At 59.1% G+C, this 20,227-nt stretch carries 19 protein-coding genes and 1 pseudogene; 15 read left to right on the top strand and 5 right to left on the bottom strand.

The window, feature by feature from the left end; translation table 11 throughout:
* Positions 1 to 18: 18 nt before the first annotated feature.
* Positions 19 to 462: an Lrp/AsnC family transcriptional regulator gene (locus tag ACZ1G7_RS06190; protein ID WP_472662949.1), complete on the top strand. Its 444-nt coding sequence runs from the start codon at positions 19 to 21 to the stop codon at positions 460 to 462.
* Positions 463 to 477: 15 nt separating this feature from the next.
* On the opposite strand, the gene ACZ1G7_RS06185 is transcribed toward ACZ1G7_RS06190, so the two are convergent.
* From ACZ1G7_RS06185 to ACZ1G7_RS06170, 4 genes are all read right to left on the bottom strand, one after another.
* Positions 478 to 1,047 (bottom strand): TadE/TadG family type IV pilus assembly protein, encoded by a 570-nt coding sequence (locus tag ACZ1G7_RS06185; protein ID WP_472662948.1) that lies wholly within the window; start codon positions 1,045 to 1,047, stop codon positions 478 to 480.
* A gap of 13 nt (positions 1,048 to 1,060) precedes the next feature.
* Positions 1,061 to 1,621, bottom strand: a complete 561-nt coding sequence (locus ACZ1G7_RS06180) for a TadE/TadG family type IV pilus assembly protein (protein ID WP_472662947.1) — start codon at positions 1,619 to 1,621, stop codon at positions 1,061 to 1,063.
* Between the two features lie 2 nt (positions 1,622 to 1,623).
* Positions 1,624 to 3,024, bottom strand: coding sequence for a hypothetical protein (locus ACZ1G7_RS06175; RefSeq protein WP_472662946.1), 1,401 nt, complete (start codon positions 3,022 to 3,024; stop codon positions 1,624 to 1,626).
* Positions 3,025 to 3,758: 734 nt separating this feature from the next.
* Positions 3,759 to 3,965, bottom strand: a complete 207-nt coding sequence (locus ACZ1G7_RS06170) for a DUF1127 domain-containing protein (RefSeq protein WP_472662945.1) — start codon at positions 3,963 to 3,965, stop codon at positions 3,759 to 3,761.
* A gap of 339 nt (positions 3,966 to 4,304) precedes the next feature.
* Between ACZ1G7_RS06170 and ACZ1G7_RS06165 the strand changes: the two are divergent.
* The 9 genes and pseudogenes from ACZ1G7_RS06165 to murD all read left to right on the top strand — a co-directional run bounded on the left by ACZ1G7_RS06165 (position 4,305) and on the right by murD (position 15,040).
* Positions 4,305 to 5,397 (top strand): annotated as a pseudogene (locus ACZ1G7_RS06165) (Mrp/NBP35 family ATP-binding protein).
* Positions 5,398 to 5,958: 561 nt separating this feature from the next.
* Positions 5,959 to 6,471 (top strand): division/cell wall cluster transcriptional repressor MraZ, encoded by a 513-nt coding sequence (mraZ, locus tag ACZ1G7_RS06160; protein WP_472662944.1) that lies wholly within the window; start codon positions 5,959 to 5,961, stop codon positions 6,469 to 6,471.
* Between the two features lie 3 nt (positions 6,472 to 6,474).
* On the top strand, positions 6,475 to 7,473 hold the full coding sequence (rsmH, locus tag ACZ1G7_RS06155; protein ID WP_472662943.1) for a 16S rRNA (cytosine(1402)-N(4))-methyltransferase RsmH: 999 nt from the start codon (positions 6,475 to 6,477) through the stop codon (positions 7,471 to 7,473).
* Positions 7,473 to 7,844: a cell division protein FtsL gene (gene ftsL / locus ACZ1G7_RS06150; RefSeq protein WP_472662942.1), complete on the top strand. Its 372-nt coding sequence runs from the start codon at positions 7,473 to 7,475 to the stop codon at positions 7,842 to 7,844. Before rsmH ends, ftsL begins: the two co-directional genes overlap by 1 nt.
* On the top strand, positions 7,841 to 9,622 hold the full coding sequence (locus tag ACZ1G7_RS06145; protein ID WP_472663683.1) for a peptidoglycan D,D-transpeptidase FtsI family protein: 1,782 nt from the start codon (positions 7,841 to 7,843) through the stop codon (positions 9,620 to 9,622). The genes ftsL and ACZ1G7_RS06145 overlap by 4 nt, the downstream gene beginning before the upstream one ends.
* 30 nt (positions 9,623 to 9,652) lie before the next feature.
* Entirely contained in the window at positions 9,653 to 11,134 is a 1,482-nt protein-coding gene (locus ACZ1G7_RS06140; protein WP_472662941.1) for a UDP-N-acetylmuramoyl-L-alanyl-D-glutamate--2,6-diaminopimelate ligase, read from the top strand.
* Between the two features lies 1 nt (position 11,135).
* Entirely contained in the window at positions 11,136 to 12,560 is a 1,425-nt protein-coding gene (locus tag ACZ1G7_RS06135; RefSeq protein ID WP_472662940.1) for a UDP-N-acetylmuramoyl-tripeptide--D-alanyl-D-alanine ligase, read from the top strand.
* Positions 12,561 to 13,646 carry a phospho-N-acetylmuramoyl-pentapeptide-transferase gene (gene mraY / locus ACZ1G7_RS06130; RefSeq protein WP_472662939.1) on the top strand — a complete coding sequence of 362 codons (1,086 nt, stop codon included), beginning with the start codon at positions 12,561 to 12,563 and terminating at the stop codon, positions 13,644 to 13,646.
* Complete coding sequence (gene murD / locus ACZ1G7_RS06125) at positions 13,643 to 15,040, top strand: UDP-N-acetylmuramoyl-L-alanine--D-glutamate ligase (RefSeq protein WP_472662938.1); 1,398 nt, start codon at positions 13,643 to 13,645, stop codon at positions 15,038 to 15,040. Before mraY ends, murD begins: the two co-directional genes overlap by 4 nt.
* Before the next feature lie 69 nt (positions 15,041 to 15,109).
* Here murD and ACZ1G7_RS06120 read toward each other — a convergent pair whose 3' ends face one another.
* Positions 15,110 to 15,703, bottom strand: coding sequence for a DUF6151 family protein (locus ACZ1G7_RS06120; RefSeq protein WP_472662937.1), 594 nt, complete (start codon positions 15,701 to 15,703; stop codon positions 15,110 to 15,112).
* A 166-nt stretch (positions 15,704 to 15,869) separates the two neighbouring features.
* Between ACZ1G7_RS06120 and ACZ1G7_RS06115 the strand changes: the two genes are divergently transcribed.
* From ACZ1G7_RS06115 to ACZ1G7_RS06095, 5 genes are all read left to right on the top strand, one after another.
* Positions 15,870 to 17,051 (top strand): FtsW/RodA/SpoVE family cell cycle protein, encoded by a 1,182-nt coding sequence (locus ACZ1G7_RS06115; RefSeq protein ID WP_472662936.1) that lies wholly within the window; start codon positions 15,870 to 15,872, stop codon positions 17,049 to 17,051.
* Positions 17,048 to 18,145 carry an undecaprenyldiphospho-muramoylpentapeptide beta-N-acetylglucosaminyltransferase gene (gene murG / locus ACZ1G7_RS06110; protein WP_472662935.1) on the top strand — a complete coding sequence of 366 codons (1,098 nt, stop codon included), beginning with the start codon at positions 17,048 to 17,050 and terminating at the stop codon, positions 18,143 to 18,145. Before ACZ1G7_RS06115 ends, murG begins: the two co-directional genes overlap by 4 nt.
* Complete coding sequence (gene murC / locus ACZ1G7_RS06105) at positions 18,142 to 19,536, top strand: UDP-N-acetylmuramate--L-alanine ligase (protein ID WP_472662934.1); 1,395 nt, start codon at positions 18,142 to 18,144, stop codon at positions 19,534 to 19,536. The genes murG and murC overlap by 4 nt, the downstream gene beginning before the upstream one ends.
* 139 nt (positions 19,537 to 19,675) lie before the next feature.
* Positions 19,676 to 19,930 (top strand): DUF2484 family protein, encoded by a 255-nt coding sequence (locus ACZ1G7_RS06100; protein ID WP_472662933.1) that lies wholly within the window; start codon positions 19,676 to 19,678, stop codon positions 19,928 to 19,930.
* Positions 19,927 to 20,199 carry a DUF2484 family protein gene (locus ACZ1G7_RS06095; protein WP_472662932.1) on the top strand — a complete coding sequence of 91 codons (273 nt, stop codon included), beginning with the start codon at positions 19,927 to 19,929 and terminating at the stop codon, positions 20,197 to 20,199. The genes ACZ1G7_RS06100 and ACZ1G7_RS06095 overlap by 4 nt, the downstream gene beginning before the upstream one ends.
* Positions 20,200 to 20,227: the final 28 nt, after the last annotated feature.

The following is a 20,227-nucleotide window of genomic DNA, read 5'->3' as shown; positions in this document are numbered from 1 at the left end:
GTGCAACTTCACAGCGCAATGGACGACATAAACCACAAAATATTGCGCGAGCTGTCGCGCGACGGGCGCATCAGCAATATTGAGCTGGCTGACCGCGTCGGCCTTTCTCCGTCAGCGTGCCTCAGGCGCGTCCAAGACCTTGAAAAGCGCAAGGTCATCAAAGGTTACCGCGCGGTGCTGGATCGCGAAAAGATCGGCGCGGGCTTCGTGGCGTATATCGCGGTGGGGCTCTCTGACCACTCAAAAGCATCGCAAGAAGCGTTTGAACGGTCCATTGCGCGGGCACATGAGGTCAAGGAATGCCACAACATCACCGGCACGGTCGAATATATGCTGCGCGTCGAATGTGCGGACCTGCCCAGCTACAAGCATTTCCACACCGAAATCCTGGGCGTTCTGCCGCAGGTCAACGCAATCACCAGCTATATTGTGATGGGCTCCCCCAAAGATGAACGCGCGTGACGCCCCGCGAACAAGTTATGGCGAGGCGTTCCAAGCCAATTGCGGCGCAAACCGCGGGCTTGTGACGATAAATTCCTTGAAAATCAGGTCGCGACGCTTCCAGCCGTATTTGAAAGGGTGTTGGTAGTCGTAAAACGCTTCGACCAAAATGATCGTCTCGCCAACGAACATCCCGGGCAACTCTGTATCAAAGCCGCGCGTCACGAGCGAAGCATCGTCCAAGCTGGGAACCTTGGCGTGTGTTGGGTGCGACCATTGCACTATGTGCGCGCTGCCGTCCCATTCGATGCTTGAGACACGCAAGGCAGTCCCACCCGCTGCCGGCGCCAAACGATCATACAGATCACCAAGGGAGTTGATATAGGTCGGCGTCGCGGCATTGGTCCGGCGCGATAGCACGTCACTCACCGTATAGACGGCCTTCGTCGCGGATGTGCGCGCATAAAATGAGTCGAAAATTGCAAAGGACGCGACAAACCAAGCCGCAAGCATTGGCATGATAATCGCAGCTTCGACAGTCGCCGTGCCGCTTTCATTTCTGAACAGGTCGAGAACTCTGCCGAAAAGGCTTTTAACTTGTGACATGGGGATGATGGTCCTAGCTACTCGGTTCAATAACAAATGCATCTTCGGTTCTCATGGCGAAGCCGCCCGACGGATCAAGATCTAAATTGGCAGCAAAGCCGGATGTTGGGAACCATGGGTTCACAACGATACACGCCCGCAAAAACATCATGTCATTGCTCGCCCCTTGCTCAAAAACCGTTGCAGGAATGACGTTGTTCGCACGGTCGACACAAGGCGACTTGCTGTTTGGCAAAAGGGAGGTGAAATTGTCACCGGAAATCCGGGTCATTTCCAAGACCATGTCGGTTTTGCAGGTCTGAAAAATCCAAGCGGCCTCACAAATTCTGTCGCGCAAATCGTCATGCACAACCGGCGAACCGCCTGCGCTCAATCTAATCTCGCGCATTGCAATATTGAGCCCTTTGTCGAGCATGACCGCACGTGTCATCAGAAGCCCAACTTCGAACATCGACAGAAACATCACCATAAAAATCGGGAAAATGATGACAAATTCGATCGTTGTGCTCGCCCCGTTCTCATCCTTGAGAAAGACGCGGAATGCATCACTCGCCATGGTTGTAAAATTGCGCATCTTCAATTTACCAACCTCAAATCATGAATGTCGCGAGCGATTGCCGAGAACGCTTTTGTGATATCAAGACCGTCCACGCGGAAATAATGGCTGTCCGAAGTGGCGCAGTATTTCATTTCATTTTCGCCAGCCGATCCGATCGATACCTCATAGGCAATCGAGTAGACGGTAATGTTTTGCGCCTTGGCGAGATCGCAAATGCGTTTGAAGTTGGCCAGATTGGTCGCCCGCGTGCTGAGCTTGTTGGTCCCCAAGGACCCGTCCTGTTTGCTGTCTTCTTTCAGCGCATTTTCATAGTCGTAATGCGTTCCGTCGATATTGTCGCTGTCGACTTCGTTGTCCAGATTATCGCCGTCACTGTCACCATAGCCACGGAATTTAGGCGAGAATTGATCGGTAATCCCGCCATCGGTCATCAGAACAATATATTTCTTTGTGCCTGTGTCACTCCACAAGGCCGGACGGTCCTGAAAGCTTGGATCGACAAGGTTGGCATTGCGCAAAATGGTAACCGGCTGGCCCACTGACGCATTTGGGTCAGTGTATTCATGGGTCAGGTAGCTCATCCCTTGACCGTTCATACCCGTCACGGCGGCATTTGACGTCGGATCAAGTAGCGCAAGCGCCCATTTCATCCCGGCTTGGGTGCCTGTGCCGTCATGCAAACGCATCGATCTGATCCGGTTCTTCAACTGCGTCGCATTGTTCGAGGCGGTGATAATCGCGGAATCGTCGCTCGGGCACCAACCCCAATCCATTGTCGGCAGATCAATTGTCCATTGCATAAAATGCGCGACTTGCGTTGTGGACGCGACCGGCAATTCCGAGTGCAGAAAGTCCGAATTGTCGAGACGGACACAGCTGGAATAGCCGTGCTCACGCACACCGCCAACCTGGTCAAACAGATACGGCCCCGGGTTCACCTGACCTGCGTAGGGGACAAGATTGATCGTCGTTGTATTGCCATTTGCCCCGCCAACGGTCAGATCAACAAAGGCTTCTGCGGCATCGCGCATGTTAAGATCACGACGACGGCCATTGGATGACCCAAAGCGCATCGACCCGGAAATATCGAGCACAAGAGAGATCTCGATCTCATCCGCGCGCTCTGTCGCCCGTGAAACGGCGTTGACCGAAAGTTCCTTCACGCCCACCATATTCATGAAAAACGTGTTCACCTTTTGCGTTGCTTTTACGCGCACATCTCTGATCGAAATTGTGGATGTAGCAGGTGGGATAGTGATAACCACATCACTTCCAAGCCCGGCTTTATCAATGTAATCTTGCACAACAACTTCGGGAGAACGGGTCTGGTTGAGACTTGCCGCCGCCAGTACCGCGCGGTCCAGAGTTGCCTGAACACGCAGTCTTTGCTGTTCGTGGCGCACGATATCAATTGCCATTCCCGAAGCCACAAGCATCGCAATCAGGATAAAAAGACTAAATGCCGTGAAGCTACCTTCTTGGCGTTCAATAAAGCTACGAAACCTTTGCATCATACGGCCCTTTATCGTGCATCTACTCAAAAAACTTAGATGCGGCTCTCTGTGAGCCCATGAACTTGGTGCGTGACGCCTTTGCTTTGGGCGAAAGGTCTAGAGCGACCTACTGGTTAACAACCTCACATTTACATCAATTTTTCTACTGTTCATCTGTGTCAAAACTTGGGCAAATTTGTTTGTTTTTTGGCGATATTGAGGCGCGCCCAAAAACAGTAATGTGGGTTTCGATCTATTGTTCCAAAAAGCGGATCAACCAAAAAGAAAGCGGGTTTTGAAAACCGGTTCAAAACATATTCTTTTTAAGTGCTTTGAAGTTGTTTGGCGTCGCAATCGTCGCAAAAACGCGCCTGTGTCGATGCCACAAAAAAGTCAGATAGGACCGTTGGCAATTGTCGCAATAAAAAGGCGGTTGGAACGCGCTACTACATGCCGCCAACAATGATACCCAGCATGATGCGCCGGACATAAAAAAACGGTGGTGCCGGGAGGAGGCACCACCGTTCTTATTTATATGGCCCACCCAAGGGAGGAGGAGGGTAGACCATAATGCGAAGCGCTCTTTTGGGAGGAGTAAAAGCTGCGCCTCTTGTTGCCCGGGCCATCAATCGGGAGGAAATCGTGCCCAGAGCAAATTCTTAGTTCTTATATGCCGCCTCATATGCGATGCGCTTGATCTCGGAGCGGTGAATGCCCAAGTCTGCCAGTTCGCGGTGCGACAGCGTTTTCAGTTCGTCCACAGTTGTGCGATATACTTTTGCACGTGCTGCGCGGTCGGTCAGTTCGGCGATGACAGCGCGTGCGCGGTCAAACAGGCCGTTTTGAGAAGTTGTTGTATAAGCCATTTTCTATTCCTTGCTCGGTCTACTGGGTGGTGAGCGATCCCGGCCCCCAGCGTTACTCTCGTCTTGTGGTTCATATTTAGGCTTTTGCTGCGCTGCCGCAAGTGCCACATCGGCAATGCTGCTATGCAGCATTTGCATAGCTTAAATCCTTGATTTCTATGGTTAACCTTGCGGCAATCTGCCCAATTTTTCGCCGGTTTGGAGACCTGATTGTTTCACAAATTGTTCACAATTGGCGCGTTCTCAGCCCTTTGAGGTCCAATCTGGCAATCGCGGGGGTTGCTCTCACTGATTTTGCCCTCCAAGTAGGCTTAAGGGCCAAATGGAAGGCAGAAAACAATGTCTGTCACAAAAGAACAAATTTTATCCGCGTTGAGCAGCCTCGGGCTGCCAGATGGGGGCGATGTCGTTTCCCGCGACATGGTGCGCGCGCTTAACATCGATGGCGGCACGGTTCGATCTCGTCCTCGAAGTCTCCCCAGAACAGGCCCCGAAATTCGGCGGGGTGCGCGACGCCGCGCAGGCCGTGGTCCAGCGTATAGAAGGTGTCGACACAGTCTCTGTTGTGCTGACCGCTCATGGGCCTGCAGCCAAAGCCGCGCCAGCCGCAGCGCCCGCAGGCGCGCCGCCCTCTCTCAAGATCGGCGGCCACCCCAAGCCACAGGCAGAAGCAACCAAACCGTCCGGCGTCGACCGCATCATTGCAATCGCATCTGGCAAGGGCGGGGTCGGCAAATCGACGCTGTCGTCCAACCTTGCCGTGGCCCTTGCTAAGCAAGGCCGCAAAGTCGGCCTGCTGGATGCCGATATATATGGGCCGTCGCAGCCGCGCATGATGGGTGTGTCCGACCGCCCGAAATCGCCTGATGGCAAAACCATCATCCCGCTGACCGCGCATGGCGTCACCATGATGAGCATCGGGTTGATGGTCGATGCCGACAAAGCCGTCGTCTGGCGCGGCCCTATGTTAATGGGCGCGCTGCAGCAGATGATGGGGCAGGTTGAATGGGGCGAACTTGATGTGCTTCTCGTTGACCTTCCGCCCGGCACCGGTGACGTGCAGCTCACGCTTTGTACGAAAACGCAACTGACAGGCGCGATTGTGGTTTCCACCCCGCAAGACGTGGCGTTGCTTGATGCGCGCAAGGCGCTGGACATGTTCAAGACGCTCCACACGCCCGTTTTGGGTCTGGTTGAAAACATGTCCCACTATATATGTCCCACCTGTGGCACCGAGGCGCATATCTTCGGCCATGGCGGCGTCGCGGAAGAAGCGCAAAAGCTGGGCCTGCCTTTCCTGGGTGAAATCCCGCTGCAGCTTGATATTCGGCTCGCAGGGGATGCAGGCACGCCAATTGCAGTTGGCGACAGCGCGACGGCGCAAGCCTATGACACGCTTGCCGCCCGACTGGTCGAAGGCGGAATGGCGTAAACACGCCACCACCGGCCCAGGCCCCCAAACCCCTTGATCGGCGAATCAAAATGACTCACTTTCGGGTGATTCGTTTGTCCTTTGCTGTCGTTTGATCGGGTGTTTCGCCGAAAACTGCGATTTTTTTGGGGAAATATGGGAAATCGCACACCCTACGGTCGACCACTACATTTGGTGTTTGCGCTTTCTCAAACCGCAATCACGGCGAAAATTACGAGGCGTAGGAAACGGGCAGGGGCGTCATTCCCCTTCAATTCCCACAGTTGCCCATAAATTTCCATTGCTTCCCACAATATACCATGGCACAACAGTTCCACGATGAGGACGGGCCAATAACAAGGGGCATCTAAGAACCCCGAAGGCGACCAAAAGGTTTCATACAGGCACCCTTTCACATCGAAAGACCCGAACCCTGCGCGAGCAGACATCCCCCCAGGTGGCGCGGGTTCGGCACTCCCCAAGTGGGAACACGCGGCGAGTTGATCAGTGGCAGCAGATCAACTCGCCGTTTCCATTTCTAGGACATGAACTGGGTGGGACGGGACAAAGGGCTCACATATCGTGACGCAACGGTTCAGAGGTGAAAGCGTCCACAAGGTGGACAGCAAGGGCAGGGTGTCTATCCCAGCCCTGTTTCGCCGCGTTCTGGAGGCATCCGATCCCGATTGGACCGAAGGCCTGCAGCCCAATGTTGTCATCGTTTATGGCGGCGCGTCTCAAAACTATCTCGAATGCTACACGCAAGACGCGATCACCGAGGTCGACGCCAAGATCAGCGCCTTGCCGCGCGGCTCTAAACGCCGCCGCGCCTTGGAACGCATCTTCAACGGTCAGGCTTTGCCCACGCAAACCGACGACACCGGTCGTCTGGTCTTGCCCGCCAAGCTGCGCGAGAAAATCGGCATCACCAATGAGGCGCAATTCACTGCCTCCGGCGATACGTTCCAAATCTGGTCGCCCGACGCCTTCACCAAGCGCGATGACGACATCGAGGAATTCATCGCCATGGAGGGCGAAGATTTCGACCCGCTCACTTGGCTCGACGACGACCCGTTCGGATCGTCAGGGGAGTAAGGCATGGCAAATTCCGTGCGCGAGCCTCAAGGTGATGCACCGCACTTGCCGGTCCTTATTGATGCAATTCTCGAACACGTTAATGCGTCAGGCACCTGGCTCGATGGCACATTCGGGGCCGGTGGCTACACGCGCGCTTTCCTGGAAGCGGGTAGCGGCACCGTAATCGGTGTCGACCGTGATCCGATGGTCTTTGAAATGGCTCAAAGCTGGGCCGCGGATTACGGTGACAGGCTGAAGCTGGTCGAAGGCACATTTTCCGATCTCGACACGCTTGCCGGCGATCTGTTGCCGCTCGATGGTGTCGTGCTCGACCTTGGCGTGTCTTCAATGCAGCTTGATCAGGCAGAGCGCGGCTTTTCTTTCCTGCGCGACGGCCCGCTCGATATGCGCATGGGGCAGAACGGCCCGTCAGCAGCGGATCTGGTCAACAGCGCGGACGAGGCCGCGATTGCCGATATCCTGTTTCAATACGGCGAAGAACGCGCCTCGCGCCGGATCGCGCGCGCGATCATCTCCGCCCGGCCAATCACAACGACGGCGCATCTGGCCGATGTGATCGAAAGCGTGCTGCCCAAATCCAAGCCCGGCCAAAGCCATCCCGCGACGCGCAGTTTTCAGGCGATCCGCATCGCCGTAAATGACGAATTCGGGCAACTTATCAAAGGGTTGGAAGCCGCCGAACGTGCGCTGAAGCCCGGCGGGCAACTGGCCGTTGTCAGCTTCCACTCCCTCGAAGATCGCGTCGTCAAAAAGTTCATGGCCGCCCGCGCAGGCGCCACCGGGGGCGGGTCGCGCTATGCACCCGCCGTTGAAAAAGACGCGCCCACTTTCGCGCTGACCCCGCGCCGCGCAATCGCTGCGGACAAGGATGAACTGGTCCGCAACCCGCGCGCGCGCTCCGCCAAACTGCGCGTCGCGACTCGTACGGACACACCCGCACGCGCGTCAGACCGCGCCGGGCTGGGCCTGCCAAAACTCGTCGGAAAGGATCTCTTTTGATGCGTGGCTTTATTTTTGGTCTCTTCGCGTTCGCCGTTATGGGGCTGGCCTATTGGGCCTATTCCGAGAATTACAAAACCCAGGACGCGCTGCGCACCGCCTCTGATTTGCAGCGCGAAATTGGCCATTCGCGCGAAACGCTCGCTGTGCTGCAGGCCGAATGGGCATATCTCAACCGCCCCGAACGCTTGTCTGATCTGGCTGCGCTGAATTTTGACAAGCTGCAATTGCTCCCCATCACACGGGACCAGTTCGGGCTGGTCACGCAAGTGGGCTTCCCGCCGATTGAGTTCAACATCGAAGACCTGATCGGCTCCATCGAGGTGCAGGGCCAGCTGACACCCGAAACCCAAACGGGGGACCGCCCATAATGCGCACGCCGCTCCGCCCGCTCGCCCGTATCCTGCCCGCACGTCTGCGTGGCGAAAACACTGATAAGATCGAGGCCGACAATATCCGCGCCCGGCATGAAGAAATGCGCGATAAGATGCGCGCCCGCGCGGAATCGCGGTTGCTTTTTACCGCCGTACTGTTTCTCGCAGGTTTCACCGTGGTCGGCGCACGGATGACCGTGCTCGCTTCTTCCGAGCCGGTGGAACCGCGCGCCTCTGCCTCTTCTGCCGCCATCGTGGCGCAACGCGCCAACATCACTGACCGCAATGGCCGCGTGCTGGCGACGAACCTGATCACAAACTCGCTCTACGCCCAGCCCAAGTTGATGGTGGAACCCAAACGCGCCGCAGCCGAGCTGGCCGCGATTTTCCCTGAGCTTGAAGAAGACCAGCTTCTCAAAGATTTCACGGGCACTCGTAAATTCCTCTGGATCAAGAAGAAACTCAGCCCGGAACAACAACAAGCCGTCCACGATATCGGCGATCCCGGGCTGCTCTTCGGCCCGCGCGAAATGCGCCTCTATCCCAATGGCCGTCTCGCCGGTCACGTTCTGGGCGGCGCCAGTTTCGGGCGTGAGGGCGTCCATTCCGCCGAGGTGATCGGCACCGCAGGCGTTGAAAAAGCCTTCGATGCGTTCCTGCGCGACCCGTCGCTTGAAGGCGCACCGTTGCAGCTGTCAATCGATATGACCATCCAATCCGCCATGCGCCGCGTGCTTTATGGTGGCATGAAGCTGATGAACGCCAAAGGTGCCACAGCCGTGTTGATGAAGGTCGACACGGGCGAGGTCGTCTCGATGGTCTCGCTCCCTGATTTCGACCCGAACACGCGCCCGCGCGATCTGCCCAAGTCCGACCCCTCCGACAGCCCGCTCTTCAACCGCGCGGTGCAAGGTGTCTACGAGCTGGGCTCGACTTTCAAGATTTTCACCGCAGCGCAAGCGCTTGAGCTGGGCCTCGTTAACCCCTCCACGATGTTGGAGACCAAAGGCCCGATGCGCTGGGGCCGCTACCGGATCCGCGATTTTCACGATTACGGCGATACGCTCAGCGTCACCGATGTCATCGTCAAATCCTCCAATATCGGCACCGCCAAAATGGCGCTCAGCATTGGGGCCAAGCGCCAAAAAGACTTCCTCGAAAATCTGGGCTTCTTCGATCACACACCCATCGAGCTGGTCGAAGCCCCCGGCGCCAAGCCGCTTCTGCCAACGAAATGGTCTGAAATCTCAACAATGACTGTAAGTTACGGGCACGGCCTTGCCGCCAGCCCACTGCATCTGGCAGCAGCCTATGCCACCATCGTTGGCGGCGGCACCCGCGTGACGCCCACATTGATGAAGGTAAACAAAGTCAAACCCGGCCCGCGTGTGATTTCGGAACGCACCTCCGCGCAGGCGCGCTTGATGCTGCACAAGGTCGTGCGCGAAGGCACCGCCTCTTTCGCCCGCGACACAGGCTATCTGATCGGCGGAAAGACCGGTACTGCCGACAAGCCCAAACGCACAGGCGGCGGCTATCACAAGGACAAGGTCATCGCGACTTTTGCCTCCGCTTTCCCGATCACCGACCCACAATATGTGTTGGTGGTCACGCTTGATGAGCCATCCGAGAATTCCGGCAAGGAGCCACGCCGCACCGCTGGATGGACAGCCGTTCCCGTCGCCGCCGAGATCGTCAAACGCACGGCCCCGCTTCTGGGCCTAAGACCGATTGAAACCAGCAACGCAGTTGCGGTAACACCCGTCAAACATTAAGACCAAACGGGGCGCAAAAGCGGGGGCAGCATGGCGCGCGAAAGCAGATCACTCAGCGCTTTGGGCCTGACCGCCGCGGGCGGTCGCGAAGCGCAGGTGACGGGCCTCAGCGTTGACAGCCGCACGGTCAAACCCGGCCACCTTTTCGCGGCCCTCCCCGGCAGCAATGTCCACGGCGCGGAGTTCATCAAATATGCGGTGCGTATGGACGCAGGCGCGATCCTCACTGACCCCGCGGGCGCGGATATCGCCGAAGATGAGTTGAAAGCCGCAGACCTGCCTGTCGTCATTACCGAAGACCCCCGCCAAGCGCTCGCATATGCATCCGCGCTTTGGTTCGGCGCGCAACCCGCCCATATGGCCGCCGTCACTGGCACAAACGGCAAAACATCTGTTGCCAGCTTCACCCGTCAAATCTGGTCTGAACTGGGGTTTGAGGCCGCAAATCTGGGCACCACCGGCGTCGAAGGCGCCTTCAGCGCGCCCTCAAACCACACCACGCCGGAGCCGATCACCTTGCACGGGCTGCTTGCCGAGATGGCGCAAGCTGGCGTCACCCATGCTGCGATGGAGGCGTCGTCGCATGGGCTGGAACAACGCCGTCTCGACGGTGTCCACCTGATGGCCGCGGCTTTCACCAATCTCAGCCAAGACCATCTCGATTACCACGCGACGTTTAACGACTATTTCAACGCCAAAGCGCGGCTGTTTTCGCGGGTGCTGGCGCAAGACGGCGTCGCAGTGATCAACATGGATGACAGCTATGGCGCGCGTATGACGGGCGTCGCGCAAAAGCGCGGCGCGAAACTGCTGCGCGTAGGCTCAACCGAGGATTGCGAATTACAGCTTCTAAATCAACGCTTTGACGCAACGGGCCAAGAGCTGCGTTTCGCCCATGGCGGCGATGTGCACCAGCTACGGCTCGATTTGATCGGCGGGTTTCAGGCCTCCAACGTGATGGTCGCCGCAGGCCTCGCCATCGGCTGCGGCGCCGCACCCCGCGAGGTCTTTCAGACATTGCCAATGCTGCAAACCGTGCGCGGCCGCATGCAAAAGGCGGCCACGCGCGCGAACGGTGCGGCGGTCTTCGTGGACTACGCCCATACCCCCGCCGCGTTGGAAACCGCGCTGCAAGCCATGCGCCCCCATGTCATGGGCCGCCTTATTGTCGTGTTCGGCGCAGGCGGTGATCGCGACACAGGCAAACGCCCATTGATGGGCAAAGCCGCGCAAAACAACGCCGATGTGGTTTTTGTGACCGACGACAACCCCCGGTCGGAGGACCCCGCCGCCATCCGCGCCGCCGTGATGGCGACGGTGCCAAACGCCAATGAGGTCGGCGACCGCGCTGAAGCGATCCTGCGCGGCGTCGACGCATTGGGCCCCGGCGACACGCTCTTGATTGCGGGTAAGGGCCATGAAACCGGCCAAACCGTGGGCGATGCGGTGCTGCCCTTCGATGATGTTGAACAAGCCAGCATCGCCGTCGCCGCTTTGGACGGGGGGCTTTAGAATGGCACTTTGGACCGCTTCAGACGCCGCAAACGCCACGGGCGGCACGGCGACGACGGATTGGCAGGTCAATGGCGTGTCCATCGACACGCGCACGCTAGAGCCAGGCGATTTATTTGTCGCCCTCAAAGACATCCGCGACGGCCATGATTTCGTGGCCCAAGCGCTGGAAAACGGGGCAGGGGCCGCACTTGTGTCCCGCATCCCTGATGGCGTTAGTGAGGATGCTCCGCTGCTGATCGTTAGCGACGTTCTAGAGGCGCTCGAAGATCTTGCTCGCGCCGCCCGTGCTCGCACCAAAGCCACGGTGATTGGCGTCACCGGGTCCGTCGGTAAAACCTCCACCAAGGAGATGTTGCGCACAATGCTCAGCGTGCAGGGCAAAACCCACGCGGCTGAGAAAAGCTACAACAACCATTGGGGCGTACCTTTGACGCTGGCGCGCATGCCCGCCGAAACGGACTATGCGGTGATCGAAATCGGCATGAATCATCCCGGTGAAATCGCGCCCTTGGCCCGCATGGCGCAGCTCGACGTGGCCCTGATCACGATCGTTGCCCCGGCCCATTTGGAGGCCTTCGAAAGCATTGAAGGCATCGCCCATGAAAAGGCAGATATATTCGAAGGCTTGACTGAGACCGCAGGCATCGCCGTCGTCAACGCCGATTTGCCAGTCTCCGAACTGCTCCTCGATCGCGCGCCGTTCCAATGCCAGATTTTTGGATCGTCTGAACGCGCCACATGGAAGTTCACCGAGCTTACAGAGACGGAAGACGCCACAATCTGCCGTGCTACGCAGCACGGCGAAAGCTTCCTGTTCAAGATCAACGCACCGGGAAAGCATCTTGCAATGAATGGCTTAGGAGCCTTAGCCACCTGCGTCGCTGCTGGGGCCGACCTTGGCCAATCAGTTATCGCGCTAGGCAATTGGCAGCCACCCCAAGGGCGTGGCGCGCGCCGCGTCATCGCGCTCGACCTAACCGACGACACAATGAATATCGAGCTGATTGATGAGGCCTATAACGCCAACCCGGCCTCCGTCGGGGCTGCGTTGGATGTTCTTGCCAAGGCCAAGCCACCCGGCAAACGCGGTCGTCGCATCGCGGTGCTGGGCGACATGAAAGAGCTTGGCCAGACAGAGGCCGACCTGCACCGCGCAATCGCTCACTCAGACGCCGTCGCGCAGATCGACCTCTTTCACTGTATAGGCCCGCTGATGAAGCATCTTTACGACGCCCTACCGGAAGAAAGACGCGGCCGCTGGGCCGAAACCTCAGCCGAGCTGGCCGCGCAACCATCGCAGCTCACGCATGCCGGGGACGTCATTATGGCCAAGGGCTCGCTCAGCATGAAAATGGCGCTGATCGTTGACGCCATCACAAAATTGGGTCAAGCCATGCCCGACCAAACCGAGGGGCACCGCTAGATGTTGTATTGGCTGACCGCCTTTTCCGATGGTGGGGACTTTTTCAATCTGTTCCGCTACATCACATTCCGCGCCGGTGGGGCCTTCTTCACGGCGCTGATTTTCGGTTTCGTCTTTGGGCGCCCGCTGATCAACCTGTTGAAACGCAAGCAGCGCAACGGCCAGCCCATTCGCGATGATGGCCCCGAAGGCCATCTGCTGACCAAACAAGGCACGCCCACCATGGGCGGAGTGCTGATCCTAGGCGCGTTGATCCTATCCAGCCTGCTTTGGGCGCGGCTCGATAATGGATTTGTCTGGATTGTGCTCTTTGTGACGATGGGCTTCGGCGCGATCGGCTTTGTCGATGACTACGCAAAGGTCACCCAAAACACGCATGGCGGCATCTCCGCCCGTGTGCGCCTTGCCGCGGGCTTCGTGATCGCGGCCATTGCGGGATTTGCCACGACGCAAATGCACCCCGACGGGCTCACCAATCAACTGGCGCTACCGGTCTTCAAGGACACGCTGGTCAATCTGGGGTTCTTCTTCATCCCCTTCGCCATGTTCGTGATCGTCGGCGCGGCCAATTCCGTTAACCTCACCGATGGGTTGGACGGTCTCGCAATCATGCCCGTGATGATCGCCGCAGGCGCGCTGGGCGTCATCGCCTACGCCGTGGGCCGGGTCGATTTCACCGATTATCTGGGCCTGCACTATGTTCCGGGCACGGGCGAATTGCTGATCTTTGTCGCCGGTATCATCGGCGGGGGCTTGGGCTTTTTGTGGTACAATGCGCCACCCGCTGCCGTTTTCATGGGCGACACAGGCTCGCTGGCCTTGGGCGGCGCATTGGGCGCAATCGCGGTCACCACCAAACATGAACTTGTACTGGGTATCATCGGCGGGCTTTTCGTTGTCGAAACGCTCTCGGTCATCATTCAGGTCGTCTATTTCAAACGCACCGGCAAACGCGTTTTCCTGATGGCGCCCATCCATCACCACTTCGAGAAAAAGGGCTGGGCCGAGCCGCAGATTGTCATCCGCTTCTGGATCATCTCCCTCATCCTCGCCATGATCGGGCTCGCCACGCTGAAGATCAGATGATCCCCGTCCAAGGATATAAAGGCGCGAAAGTCGCCGTGCTGGGCTTGGGCCGCTCTGGGCTGTCCGCCGCCAAAGCTTTGCGCGAAGGCGGGGCCGATCCAATCGTCTGGGATGACAACGCAGACGCCCGCACACGGGCGCAGGCCGAAGGCTTCACACCGCAAGACCTGTCCAAACAAGGCGCATTTGATGGCGTCGCCGCGCTGATTACGTCCCCCGGCATCCCGCATCTTTATCCTGCGCCCAACCCGATTATCGCCAAAGCCTGGAACGCGGGCGTGCGCGTCGACAATGACATTTCGCTGTTCTTCCAAAGTTTCGCCACGCGTGACTGGGATAATTTCGACCAAATGCCCAAAGTCGTGGCCGTCACGGGCTCCAATGGCAAATCGACCACCTCAGCGCTGATCCACCACATTCTGACGGAGGTCGACCGCCCCACCCAGCTGGCCGGCAACATTGGCCGCGGTGTGCTGGATCTGGACCCGGCGATTGATAACGAGGTCGTGGTGCTGGAGCTGTCCTCCTACCAAACCGATCTCGCCCGCAACATGACGCCTGACATTGCCGTCTTCACCAATCTCAGCCCCGACCATCTGGATCGCCACGGCGGTTATGGCGGCTATTTCGCGGCCAAACGGCGGCTCTTCTCCGAAGGTGGCCCCGACCGCGCGGTGATCGGCGTTAATGAGCCGGAGGGGCGGTATCTGGCCAATCAACTCGTCTCAAATGCGCAAGATGACCGGGTGATCCGCATCTCGTCGGGCCAAAAAATCACTGACCCGGGCTGGACGGTTTTCGCCAAGAAAGGCTTCCTTGCCGAATGGCGCAAGGGCAAGCAAATCGCCAATATTGACCTGCGCCAAATCGCGGGCCTGCCCGGCGCGCATAATCACCAAAACGCCTGCGCCGCATATGCGGTCTGCCGCTCGCTTGGCCTCGCGCCCAAGGTGATCGAGGCCGCATTCCACAGTTTCGGCGGATTGCCGCACCGGTCGCAATTGATCGGCCAAAAGGACGGCGTGCGCTTCGTCAATGACAGCAAAGCCACCAACGTGGATTCCGCTACCAAGGCGTTGCAGGCCTTCCAAAACATCCGTTGGATCTGCGGCGGGCTGGAAAAAGAAGGCGGGCTAGAAGCGTTGAAGCCCGCGACGTCGGGCGTCAAGAAAGCCTATGTCATCGGGCGCGAAGCCGCGGCCTTCGCCCTGCAACTCGGCGACACCCCGCATGAGGTCTGCACGACGATGCAAGCCGCCGTGGCGCGCGCTGCGGCTGAGGCTGAAAGCGGCGACACAGTGCTGCTGGCCCCCGCCGCCGCCAGTTTCGACCAATATGACAGTTTCGAAAAACGCGGCGAGGATTTCATCGCTGAGGTTGAGGCGCTGCTGTAGACACGGCCCGCCCGGCTTGGCTAGGCAGGCCCTAGATCCGCGCAAATCAGCCGCCTAGCTATGAAAACGTTAAGCTTTATACGCCGCGTCCCGCTCGGCATCGGTCAAAGTATGAGGTTTCACTACTGCCCGTCCTGTGGCTGCATCGAAAAACGGCGTCTCCCGCCACCGTCCATTCACCCGCGACCGCACCACATTGCGCATCGTTCGAAACGCAAACCGCGCCAAGCTGCCCGAAGGCTCGGACACGGGCGTCAAAGCCTGCTCCGGCTTGTGGCGAAACTGCACAGGTCCCAACACGTCCAGCGGCGGTTTCATGTTGGCAACGATCAGCCCCACGAAGGAAAACGTCGCCCTCCCCATCGTGTTGCCCAACGAAGTGCCGCAGCAAGACGTAAACCAACGATAAAGCCCCTTTGGCGCCAACCGCATCACCGCCAGATGCTCAGCACCCGCCCGGATCTCAAGCTGATGGGGTTGCGCTTGGTAAATCCGTGTGCCGCCCTGCGCATCCATGATCCGGTCCGCCTCACCAAAATGGCGCGCGGCCGCTTGGCAATCGGTGCAATAGCAAATCGCATGGTTGCACGTATGCGGGTTGGCACCGTGCAACACCGCGTTGAACGCGCCGCATTTGCACGACAGGGAGATATCATTCGCCATGTCCGGGCTCCCGTTCACTAACGCGCCAAGCCTAGCGCCAAAGCCAACGAAGGCACAGCAAAACTGTGACTGGATCGGCGCGCCAAATACCGCTACACTCAAGGGATAGATCCGAAAAATCGGGCACCGGGCAACCGGATATGAGGCAGTAAATGGCGGTATTCTCATGACTGAGATGGTGTATGGCACCGTGACGGCGCGCCCGGGCGAGCCGATCCTTCCCAAATGGTGGCGCACGGTCGACAGCTGGTCGCTGGTCTGCGTCTTCGCGCTTTTTGGCATTGGCCTGTTGCTTGGACTTGCGGCCTCGCCGCCGCTCGCGGCCAAAAACGGGCTGGATCCGTTCCACTATGTCTCCAAACAGGCGGTTTTCGGCTGCATGGCGATGGGCGTGATGATCGCCGTCTCCATGATGTCGGTCGAGCTGGTCCGCCGCCTTGCTGTCCTTGGCTTCTTTGTGGCCTTCGCCGCCCTCGCGCTGCTGCCGGTCTTCGGTACGGATTTTGGCAAAGGGGCGACGCGTTGGTATTCGCTGGGCTTCGCCTCCGTCCAGCCGTCTGAATTTCTCAAACCGGTCTTCATCGTCTTTTCGGCCTGGCTGATCTCCGCCAGTCAGGAAATCAACGGCCCGCCGGGCAAAACTTTCTCCTTCGCGCTGACCTGCGTGGTGGTAGGCTTTCTGGCGCTACAACCTGATTTCGGTCAGGCCTGCCTGATCCTGTTCGCATGGGGCGTCGTCTATTTCGTCGCCGGTGCGCCGCTGACATTGCTTATCGGCATGGCCGGAGTGGTCGTGGCCGCAGGCGTCAGCGCCTATAACATGTCCGAACATTTCGCACGCCGCATTGATGGCTTCCTGTCGGCTGATGTCGACCCCACAACGCAGCTGGGCTACGCGACTAATGCGATCCGGGAGGGCGGCTATTTCGGCGTCGGCGTCGGCGAAGGCTCGGTGAAATGGTCACTGCCCGACGCGCATACCGACTTCATTATCGCGGTCGCCGCAGAAGAATACGGGCTGGTGCTCGTCTTCGCCATCATCGCGCTTTACGCAGTATTCACGACCCGCTCACTACACCGTCTAACCAAGGAACGTGACCCGTTCATCCGCCTCGCAGGCACCGGCCTGGCCGCGATGTTTGCGATGCAGGCGATCATTAACATGGGCGTCGCGGTGCGGCTATTGCCCGCCAAAGGCATGACGCTGCCTTTCGTGTCCAATGGCGGCTCGTCGCTGATCGCGGGCGGTATTGCACTGGGCATGCTCTTGGCCTTCACCCGCAAACGTCCGCAAGGCGACATGCGCGATTTGATGATCCATCGTCGCAAGCACGGGCAAGCGTCATGACCCAACCGCTGCTTGTCATCGCCGCAGGCGGCACCGGCGGGCATATGTTTCCCGCGCAGGCCTTGGCGGAAACCATGTTGGCGCAGGGCTGGCGGGTGAAGCTGACCACCGACGCGCGCGGCGCGCGCTACACCGGCGGTTTCCCCCACACGGTCGAGATTGAACAGCTCAAGTCCGCCACCTTCGCGCGTGGCGGGTTCGCGGCCAAACTGTCCGCACCGTTCAAGCTGGCGGCGGGCGTCATGTCGGCCGTGCTGAACTTCCGCCGCGACCGGCCCAATGTCGTTGTGGGCTTCGGCGGCTACCCGTCTTTCCCGGCCATTGCCGCCGCGTGGCTGATGAAGCTGCCGCGCATGATCCATGAACAAAACGGCGTGCTGGGCCGGGTCAACAAAGCCTTCGCCACCCGCGTCGACGCAATCGCCTGCGGTACATGGCCTACCGACTTGCCCGCTGGTGTCGAGGGCAGCTTCACCGGCAACCCAGTTCGCAGCGCCATTCTGGAACGCCAGGGCGCGCCTTACATCCCCCCCGGCGACTACCCGATGAGCGTTGTGGTGATCGGCGGCAGCCAAGGCGCGCGCATTCTGGGGGAGGTCGTCCCACAGGCAATCGCACTATTGCCTGAGCCGATGAAATCCAACATCCGCGTCGCCCAACAGGCCCGCGATGAAGATGCCGCGCAAGCCCAGCACATCTATAACGAGGCCGGGATCACCGCAGAGGTCGCGCCGTTTTTCCACGATGTGCCCAGCCGATTTTCTGAGGCGCAATTGGTCATCGCCCGCTCCGGCGCATCAACCGTGGCCGACTTGTCCGTGATCGGGCGCCCGTCCATTCTGGTGCCCTTCGCGGCGGCCACAGCCGACCATCAAACCGCCAATGCGCGCGGGTTGGTTGAGGCAGGCGCGGCAATTATGATGCCCGAAAGCACCTTCACGCCGGACGCTTTGGCCGAACAAATCACCTTGATCCTGAACCAGGATAAGGGCGCCGTGCAAATGGCCAATGCCGCGCTCAGCGTGGGCAAACCCGACGCGGCTGAGGCGTTGTCCGAGCTGGTCCATCAACTCAACCAAAAGAACACGACATGAATGCAGACAGCACCAAACTGCCCCTAGAGCTGGGCGCGATCCATTTTGTCGGCATCGGCGGTATAGGCATGTCGGGCATCGCCGAGGTGCTGCTCAATCTGGGCTACACGGTGCAGGGATCGGATCTGAAAACCTCCAAGATCACTGACCGTCTGGCAAAGCTAGGCGCCACGATTTTCGAAGGGCAACGCGCAGAGAATTTGGAACATGCCGATGTCGTCGTGATCTCGTCGGCCATCAAACCCGGCAACCCCGAACTCGACGCCGCCCGCCAGAAGGGCCTGCCTGTCGTGCGCCGCGCCGAAATGCTGGCCGAACTGATGCGGATGAAATCCAACATCGCCGTCGGCGGCACGCATGGCAAAACCACGACCACCACAATGGTCGCGGCGCTGCTGGACGCGGGCAACATCGACCCAACGGTGATCAATGGCGGCATCATCCACGCCTATGGCTCGAATGCGCGGGTGGGGCAGGGCGAATGGATGGTGGTGGAGGCCGACGAATCCGACGGCACCTTCAACCGCCTGCCTGCGACCATCGCAATCGTCACCAATATCGACCCGGAGCATATGGAACATTGGGGTGATTTCGACACGTTGCGCCAAGGCTTCCTCGATTTCGTCTCCAACATTCCGTTCTACGGCCTCGCCGTGTGCTGCACCGACCACCCTGAGGTGCAAGCGCTGGTCGGCAAGATCACCGACCGCAGGATTGTCACCTTCGGCTTCAACGCGCAGGCCGATGTGCGCGCGGTCAACCTGACCTACAAGGCCGGTGTCGCGCATTTCGATGTGGCGCTGCAAAACGATGGCATGGTGATCGAGAATTGTTCGCTGCCAATGCCGGGCGACCACAATGTCTCCAACGCTTTGGCGGCCGTCGCCGTCGCTCGGCATCTGGGCATGAAGGCCGAAGAGATCCGGGAAGCCCTCGCAAGTTTCGGCGGGGTCAACCGCCGTTTCACCAAAGTGGGTGAGGTCGGCGGCGTCACGATCATCGACGATTATGGGCATCACCCCGTCGAAATCGCCGCCGTGTTGAAAGCCGCTAGGCAAGCCACCGAAGGCCGGGTCATCGCCGTGCATCAGCCGCATAGGTTCACGCGCCTGCATGACTTGTTCGAAGATTTTTGCAGCTGTTTCAACGACGCCGATGTTGTTGGCATCTCGGACGTGTTTTCGGCGGGCGAGGATCCGATCCCGGGCGCCGGGCGCGACGATCTGGTCGCTGGCCTGATGCGCCACGGCCATCGGGACGCCCGTGTGATCGCCGATGAGGACGCGCTTCTGGCGTTGGTAAAAGAGCAGGCCAAACCCGGCGACATGGTCGTCTGCCTAGGCGCGGGGACGATCAGTACCTGGGCCAATGCGTTGCCCGACAGGCTCTGAAAGGTGTTTTTGTGAAGAGTTCCCCCTATGTTCACGTGCCATTAACCAACAATTTGACGCAAAGGTATGAAAACTCGCACTTTTCTTGGTGCGTGAAGTCCTGCAATATAATGACACATACCGTGCTGGAGTGTTTAACGTGAGTCTGTCGCTAATATTGGCCGCTCTTTGGGCCGTTGCCGCCACCATCGTGGCGCTGCTGCCGATGCGCTACCAGTATGTCCCCGGCGTCGCCTTGCTGATTGCAGCACCTTTCATGATCGCGTTCATCGGGTATGAGCACGGCGTCTGGTTCGCGCTTCTGGGCCTCGCAGGCTTCGTGTCGATGTTCCGCAACCCGCTGCGCTATTTCTACCGCCGTGCCTGGGGTGAGCATCCGGAGATCCCGCGATGAGCCTCTCCCTTGTCTTTGCATTGATCTGGTTTGTGGGCGCGAATTTCGTAGCCATGCTGCCGTCGCGCGACCACCATTGGAAAGCTGCCTACGCGCTGATCGCCCTGGGCATCCCGCTGCTGGGCTGGCTCACATGGGAAAACGGTCCTTGGGTCGGCATGATCGCCTTCGCCGCCGGCATCTCGATCCTGCGTTGGCCCGTGCGCTATCTGGGCCGCTGGATGCGCCGCAAGGCGGGGCTGGACAAGACGATTAATCCAGCCGAATAAGAAAGCACCTGCAAGAAGCGGGTGGTTT

It is taken from the genome of Litoreibacter sp. JB4-2 (assembly GCF_055693445.1).
This window is presented reverse-complemented; position numbering and strand designations above follow the sequence as displayed.

Excerpts from the sequence above, each read along its gene's own strand:
- ACZ1G7_RS06140 (WP_472662941.1), top strand. The coding sequence starts at position 9,653 with ATGGCGCGCGAAAGCAGATCACTCAGCGCTTTGGGCCTGACCGCCGCG.
- ACZ1G7_RS06190 (WP_472662949.1), top strand. The coding sequence starts at position 19 with ATGGACGACATAAACCACAAAATATTGCGCGAGCTGTCGCGCGACGGG.
- ACZ1G7_RS06095 (WP_472662932.1), top strand. The coding sequence starts at position 19,927 with ATGAGCCTCTCCCTTGTCTTTGCATTGATCTGGTTTGTGGGCGCGAAT.
- ftsL (WP_472662942.1), top strand. The coding sequence starts at position 7,473 with ATGCGTGGCTTTATTTTTGGTCTCTTCGCGTTCGCCGTTATGGGGCTG.
- rsmH (WP_472662943.1), top strand. The coding sequence starts at position 6,475 with ATGGCAAATTCCGTGCGCGAGCCTCAAGGTGATGCACCGCACTTGCCG.
- ACZ1G7_RS06120 (WP_472662937.1), bottom strand. The coding sequence starts at position 15,703 with ATGGCGAATGATATCTCCCTGTCGTGCAAATGCGGCGCGTTCAACGCG.
- mraY (WP_472662939.1), top strand. The coding sequence starts at position 12,561 with ATGTTGTATTGGCTGACCGCCTTTTCCGATGGTGGGGACTTTTTCAAT.
- ACZ1G7_RS06175 (WP_472662946.1), bottom strand. The coding sequence starts at position 3,024 with ATGGCAATTGATATCGTGCGCCACGAACAGCAAAGACTGCGTGTTCAG.
- ACZ1G7_RS06135 (WP_472662940.1), top strand. The coding sequence starts at position 11,136 with ATGGCACTTTGGACCGCTTCAGACGCCGCAAACGCCACGGGCGGCACG.
- murD (WP_472662938.1), top strand. The coding sequence starts at position 13,643 with ATGATCCCCGTCCAAGGATATAAAGGCGCGAAAGTCGCCGTGCTGGGC.
- ACZ1G7_RS06185 (WP_472662948.1), bottom strand. The coding sequence starts at position 1,047 with ATGTCACAAGTTAAAAGCCTTTTCGGCAGAGTTCTCGACCTGTTCAGA.
- ACZ1G7_RS06180 (WP_472662947.1), bottom strand. The coding sequence starts at position 1,621 with ATGCGCAATTTTACAACCATGGCGAGTGATGCATTCCGCGTCTTTCTC.
- murG (WP_472662935.1), top strand. The coding sequence starts at position 17,048 with ATGACCCAACCGCTGCTTGTCATCGCCGCAGGCGGCACCGGCGGGCAT.
- ACZ1G7_RS06115 (WP_472662936.1), top strand. The coding sequence starts at position 15,870 with ATGACTGAGATGGTGTATGGCACCGTGACGGCGCGCCCGGGCGAGCCG.
- ACZ1G7_RS06170 (WP_472662945.1), bottom strand. The coding sequence starts at position 3,965 with ATGGCTTATACAACAACTTCTCAAAACGGCCTGTTTGACCGCGCACGC.
- murC (WP_472662934.1), top strand. The coding sequence starts at position 18,142 with ATGAATGCAGACAGCACCAAACTGCCCCTAGAGCTGGGCGCGATCCAT.